Origin of the sequence: Methylobacterium sp. E-025, from assembly GCF_022829705.1 — a bacterium.
Classification (GTDB): Bacteria; Pseudomonadota; Alphaproteobacteria; order Rhizobiales; family Beijerinckiaceae; genus Methylobacterium.
Genome location: NZ_JAKSYR010000057.1, coordinates 1 through 5577 on the forward strand (window position 1 = coordinate 1; position 5577 = coordinate 5577).

Consider the following 5577-nt stretch of genomic DNA (forward strand, 5'->3'; position numbering starts at 1 on the left):
CTGGCGCGGCGGCTGGAGGCGCGCGCCAAGGAGATCGCGATGGAGGCGCTGACCCAGGCCAACCGCGAGGCCCACGCCGCCTGCGCCACCGATCCCGGCGGCCCCCACCGCTGGAACTTCGGCCTCTACGTCTACGCCGAACAGGCCTTCCCACCGGCGTCGCCCACCCGGCCGGCGGAACCGTCGGCGGACGGACGCTGAGGGTTCGCAAGGTGCGTGCATTCCCGACTCGCCGGCTCGCTCTGCGCTTGCTCGCGGGTGCCAGCGCCCTGCTGCCCGGTGCAGCCCGATCCCAGGACGCCCTGCGCGACCAAGGGATCGGCGGCACGGGCATGAAGCGTACGGACGAGCCGCGCGAGGGTTTCCCGGGGGAAGGCGACCGCGGCATCGGCGGCACCGGCGTGATCGGCACGATCCGCGGCTTCGGCTCCATCCTCGTCAACGGCCTGCATATCGCCTACCCGGACGACGTCGGCGTCCTGGTGGACGGCGAGCCGGGCAAGATCTCTGATCTCAAGGTCGGGCACGTCGTGCGCGTGGTGGCCCGTCCCGAGAATGGCGGGTTCAGAACGCGACGGATCGACGTGACGAGCGAGGTGGTCGGGACCGTCGAGCGCGCGGAGCCTGGCCGGCTCACGGTGTTGGGGCAGCGCGTCAAGACGACGGGCGTGCCGGGGGACTGGCGGCCCGGTGCGCGCGTGGCGGTGAGCGGCCTGCGCCGTCCGGACGGGGTCATCATCGCAAGCCTGATCGAGCCTCGCCCAGGCGGCCCCGAGCGTGTCGCCGGCCCTGTGCGCCGAGGCGCCGACGGAACGTCGATGATCGGCAGTCTCCGGCTCGCGGGCGCCGGGATGCTGCCGGCAGGGCGGCGTGCCACGATCATCGGCAACACGGCGGACGGCGAGCTGCGGGTGACGAACGCTGCCGGCCTCGCGTTCCCGCCGGGCCTGCGTCGTGCGTCGATCGAGGCGTATGTGGGACGGGCCGGCGCCGGGCTCGATCTCGGCTCGGGCCTTGCGGTGTCCGGGAGGGCGGGGGCGTCGGTGCCGCGGCGGGGAAGCGTGCGAGTTGTCCTCACCGCGGACGTGACGCGGGACGGCGCGCTCACCGTGGAGCGACTGCGGGTGGAGGATCGGATCGCACCGCGGGATCCGCGGGGCGGCCCGAGCGACGGGGCGCCCCGCTTCGATCGCGAGCGCGATCACCTGGATATGCGTGGTTTGCCCGGCGAGCCGCGCGGCAACTTCGGCGCGGCGTCTAGTGACAGGGCGAGGACGCCCGGAGGGATCGATACGCGTACCCCCGTGATCGATACGCGGCCGAGCCCCGGCGGCATTCCCGGCAATGGATCACTCCCCGGAGGCGGTGCACCGGCCGCCCCCGGGGGCGGCGGTGGGCCCGGCGGCGGTGGGCCCGGCGTCTCGCCCGGGGCCGGATTCGGCGGCCCGGGGGGCTTCGGACGGGGTCGTTGACCACGCCGTGGCGATGCCCCGAAGGTCCCGGCGGGCTCGATCTCAACGCACGCCCCCGACTCGCCGAAGGATGTCGCAGAATCGAACGCGTCGACGTTCGACGCGCGTCGACCATGAAGGCCGAACGACCGTCGGCGTTCGGGGAGCCCTTGATCCAATCGTGATCAGAAACTGTATCCAACGCGCAGCCGCATCAGATGTCGGTCGAACTCAGACAGGTCGAGTGGACCAGGCTCGCCGACAGCCCATCCCGCGATCTGGAAGCTCCAACTGAACGAAGCCCAGGCCCGCCGTGATAGGACTGGTAAACGCGTTCGGCGATAGTTGCTTTTCTCGGCATACATTGCGGCGTCCGCGGCCGACAGGGTCGACGTGACGGCGTCGCCGCATCGCCAGACGGAACCGCCAGCCGAAACGGACAGTCGGAAGGGCCTATCTGGTGGTCTCAGTTCGGCCGCCACAGCCCGACGTAGTTGTGCGAGACGGTGCGCGAGCCCCTCCGGTGTGGTCTCTTCGAGGAGCATGTAGAATTCGTCGCCCCCGACGCGCGCGACGTTTTCGCCGGGCAGGAGCAGGCTCGTCAGCCACGTACCCATGAAGCGGATCGCTTCGTCCCCGGCGCCGTGCCCGTAGGTGTCGTTGATCTCCTTGAGGTCGTTGATGTCGACCACGACGAGGGAGAAGGTGACGTGCGAGTGGGCCGCTTCTTCATAGCGATCGGCGACGATCGCCTCAAAGCCACGTCGGTTCGGAAGCCCCGTCAACCCATCCTTGAAGGCCGCTTTAGCGAGACGCTTCGTCGTGGTGATGTTCTGGCAGATCGTCAGGATGCGGACGACCTTTCCGGTTTCTTCATCTAGGCAAGGCGAGAGCGTCGTCCGATACCAGTCCTGGTTCGGGGACATCTCTCCGATCTCGTCGAAATGCATCGACTGACGCGACCGGACGCATACGGCGTAGCGGTCCGTGAGCATCCTGGCCTTATGGGGTGGCAGACAGTCTTCGAACAGCTGACCGGCCAAGCTCTCGCTCGCCTGCCCGATCTCTTTCTCGGCCGCCCGGTTCATGCCGAAGATGCGGAAACGGGGCCCCGGCTCGACGTCGACCACGAAGATTGGGACGTCGATGTCGTCCAAGCTCATTGTCAGTGTCACGCCGCGCCTCCAAAATGTCGCGGCGTTGCATTGCGCCGATGATGTTTGAGGAAGTCCTAACAGTCTATGAAACAACAATCGAAATTTTCACGTTTAAGCTGTGAGCTAAAACAAATATAAAGGTTTTTCATTAGATCGAATTTATAAAATACTCGAAGGTCTGTCATTATCATATAATATGCCTGCTTCGAGCCGCCACCCAACGGTATGCGTTGAAAAGTCTTGGCACGCAGCCAGTACATAGCTCAGCGGTGGCAGATCATCGACCGTCTGCCCTACGCTGACGCTGGCCTGATCCCGCGTGTCGAAGCCGAGCGGCTTGCCGTGCTCCACCACCTAGGCCGGGCGCGGCTATGCCTATCCGGCCTGATGAACGCGATCCGCGCATATCCGTCCAACGACGCCGAGGCCGATGCCTGGATCAGGGCGCATGATGCCGAGACGAACCAAGCCGGCGAGCATTTGAGGGCCCTCCGCGACATCCGGGAATGCCAGGGGTGGGGGTAGGAGGGCAGTCGCTTGCCCCGCTCGCCGATGGCCTCGGCATCGTCACGAGCGGCGTGCTCTGCGTCACCGGGCCGGAACTGAAAGCGGCCCAGTGGGCGGCAAGACATATCACGGAGCATTGAGATCCGGTCCGCTGGCGGCACTTCAGCTCGCCATGGCCCGCATCTCGGGCGCACCTTCACGAAGCACATAGCCGCGGCCCCAGACGGTCTCGATGTAGTTCTTGCCCCCGCTGGCGTTGGCGAGCTTCTTCCGCATTTTGCAGATGAACACGTCGATGATCTTCACCTCCGGCTCGTCCATGCCGCCGTAGAGATGGTTGAGGAACATCTCCTTGGTGATCGCCGTCCCTTTCCGCAGAGCAAGGAGTTCCAGCATCTGGTACTCCCTGGTCGTGAGATTGATCGAGGTTCCAGCGATCTGGACGAACTTTTTGTCGATGTTGACCGTAAGATCATCGATTGTGACCACGGCCTCTGCATGCCCCTGCGACCGGCGGACGATCGCCTGGATGCGGGCTACGAGCTCGTCCTTATGGAACGGCTTGGTAAGGTAGTCATCGGCCCCGAAGCCAAGGCCCTTCACCTTGTCCTCGATGCTGGCCATGCCCGACAGGATCAGGATCGGCGTCTTTATCTTGGCCAGGCGAAGGCTGCGCAGCACCTCGTAGCCCGACATGTCGGGCAGGTTCAGGTCGAGCAGGATAATGTCGTAATCGTAGAGCTTGCCGAGATCGATCCCTTCCTCACCGAGATCGGTGACGAAGGGATTGAACCCGGCCGTCTTGAGCATCAGCTCGATGCTCTGCGCTACCGACGCATCATCCTCGATTAGCAGAACCCGCATCGTCCAACCCCGAAAAATCTAAGAAACCCCTAATGCGATATCCCTAACAAAAGCTTGACGCTCGATTTGGCATGTCGTTATGGCAAGCGATAGGTCTTCCAAGGGTAATAGTATGACTGATGGTGCGATGCTCGTTTCGGGGCGCGATGAGTTCGAAATGACGGCCGACCTTGTCGCCGCCTACGTCTCGAACAACCGAGTGTCGTTAAGTGAGCTGCCTGGTGTGATCGCCTCCGTGCACGCAGCGTTGTCCAGCCTTGGCCAGGAAGAAACAGCCGAGCCCGCCGTCGAGAAGCCGACGCTCGCCCAGATCCGCAAGTCAATCACCCCCGACGGCATGGTCAGCTTCGAGGATGGTAAGACCTACAAGACGATGAAGCGCCACCTCAAGCTTCGCGGGCTCACACCGGATAGCTACCGTGCGAAGTACGGCCTGCCGTCTGACTACCCCATCGTATCGGCCGCCTACTCCGCCAAGCGGTCCGAGCTGGCGCGCTCGCTCGGCCTCGACCAGTTGCGGCGCAAGGCAGCCGCTAAGGCTGCTGATACAGGAGAAACGATCTCCGAGGCACCCAAGACCCGCGTTGGGAAGGCCAAGGTCCGGAAGAAGGCCGCCGAGACGGCTTAAAGCTGCTCAGCAACCATTTTTATGCGCTAGCGTACACCTTCACAGCTCCGCCGCATTCCAAGCGCCGTCTGAATGGTACCTTCGGGAAGGGAGCATCAGGTCATGGCTGGAAGCGATCACGAGCCTACCATTCCACCCACCGTGCCGATCACGGGCGTGAACGTCCCAGATCCAACCACCGACGGTGAGCCTGAGAACAAAGACCCGGTGGTCGAGGCTCAAAAGAAGCTGAATGATCCGGACAAGGCTGCCGAGGACGGTCAGGCCTAGCTTCTCACGAGCTGTGCTCGGGCCGGATCGGCATCGTAAACCTCGATAGGCCCGAAGGCCTACCGAGGCTGTTACACATTGATCCTATCAAGCTGCTCGAACGGTCGCGAGGAAGCGCCCCACCTCGGCTGCGAGGGTCTCCGACTGGCGCGACAGCTCGGACGCCGCGCCGAGCACCTGGGTCGCGGCCGCCCCGGTCTCCTCGGCGGCGCCGGCGACGCCGGTGATGTTGCTGGTCACCTCGGCCGTACCCATCGCTGCCTGGCTGACGTTGCGCACGATCTCCTGGGTCGCCGCGCCCTGCTCCTCGACCGCCGCCGCGATCGCGGTGGCCACCACGTTGATCTCGCGGATGCGCCCGGTCATCCCGCCGATCGAGGCGACCGCCTGACCGGTCGATGCCTGGATCTGCGCGATCTGGCCCGAGATCTCGCTCGTCGCCCTGGCGGTCTGCTCGGCCAGGGCCTTCACCTCGGAGGCGACCACGGCGAAACCCTTGCCGGCCGCGCCGGCGCGGGCCGCCTCAATGGTGGCGTTCAGGGCCAGCAGATTGGTCTGCCCGGCGATGTCCGAGATCAGCCCGACCACGGCGCCGATCCGCGACACCGCCGCGCTCAGCTCCTGCACCCGGGCGCCGGTCTGGTCGGCCTCGCGCACGGCCAGATGCGCGAGCTCGGCCGAGCCGCCGACCTGCCGGCCG

Annotated in this window: 6 protein-coding genes and 1 pseudogene; 4 read left to right on the forward strand and 3 right to left on the reverse strand. The window is 65.4% G+C overall.

All coding sequences use genetic code 11. The annotated features are described in order from the left end of the window. Together MKK64_RS05505 and MKK64_RS05510 are read left to right on the forward strand one after the other, a co-directional pair. A pseudogene (locus MKK64_RS05505) lies at positions 1–201 on the forward strand (hypothetical protein); the annotation flags it as partial. A gap of 131 nt (positions 202–332) precedes the next feature. Next, positions 333–1472 (forward strand): DUF5666 domain-containing protein, encoded by a 1140-nt coding sequence (locus tag MKK64_RS05510; RefSeq protein ID WP_279593049.1) that lies wholly within the window; start codon positions 333–335, stop codon positions 1470–1472. A 164-nt stretch (positions 1473–1636) separates the two neighbouring features. Here the strand turns inward: MKK64_RS05510 and MKK64_RS05515 are convergent, their stop codons facing one another. Beyond that, positions 1637–2608, reverse strand: coding sequence for a sensor domain-containing diguanylate cyclase (locus MKK64_RS05515; RefSeq protein ID WP_243932561.1), 972 nt, complete (start codon positions 2606–2608; stop codon positions 1637–1639). Between the two features lie 669 nt (positions 2609–3277). Then, positions 3278–3979 (reverse strand): response regulator transcription factor CtrA, encoded by a 702-nt coding sequence (gene ctrA, locus MKK64_RS05520; protein ID WP_243932562.1) that lies wholly within the window; start codon positions 3977–3979, stop codon positions 3278–3280. A 112-nt stretch (positions 3980–4091) separates the two neighbouring features. Here ctrA and MKK64_RS05525 point away from each other — a divergent pair, with 112 nt between their 5' ends. Further along, a complete protein-coding gene (locus tag MKK64_RS05525; RefSeq protein WP_243932563.1) occupies positions 4092–4607 on the forward strand; it encodes a MucR family transcriptional regulator in 516 nt (171 codons plus the stop codon). Between the two features lie 102 nt (positions 4608–4709). After that, entirely contained in the window at positions 4710–4877 is a 168-nt protein-coding gene (locus tag MKK64_RS05530) for a hypothetical protein (RefSeq protein ID WP_243932564.1), read from the forward strand. Positions 4878–4964: 87 nt separating this feature from the next. On the opposite strand, the gene MKK64_RS05535 is transcribed toward MKK64_RS05530, so the two are convergent. Further along, positions 4965–5577: methyl-accepting chemotaxis protein (locus tag MKK64_RS05535; RefSeq protein ID WP_243932565.1), on the reverse strand; the 613-nt coding region annotated here is incomplete at its 5' end.

Excerpts from the sequence above, each read along its gene's own strand:
- MKK64_RS05510 (WP_279593049.1), top strand. The coding sequence starts at position 333 with ATGAAGCGTACGGACGAGCCGCGCGAGGGTTTCCCGGGGGAAGGCGAC.
- ctrA (WP_243932562.1), bottom strand. The coding sequence starts at position 3,979 with ATGCGGGTTCTGCTAATCGAGGATGATGCGTCGGTAGCGCAGAGCATC.
- MKK64_RS05525 (WP_243932563.1), top strand. The coding sequence starts at position 4,092 with ATGACTGATGGTGCGATGCTCGTTTCGGGGCGCGATGAGTTCGAAATG.
- MKK64_RS05530 (WP_243932564.1), top strand. The coding sequence starts at position 4,710 with ATGGCTGGAAGCGATCACGAGCCTACCATTCCACCCACCGTGCCGATC.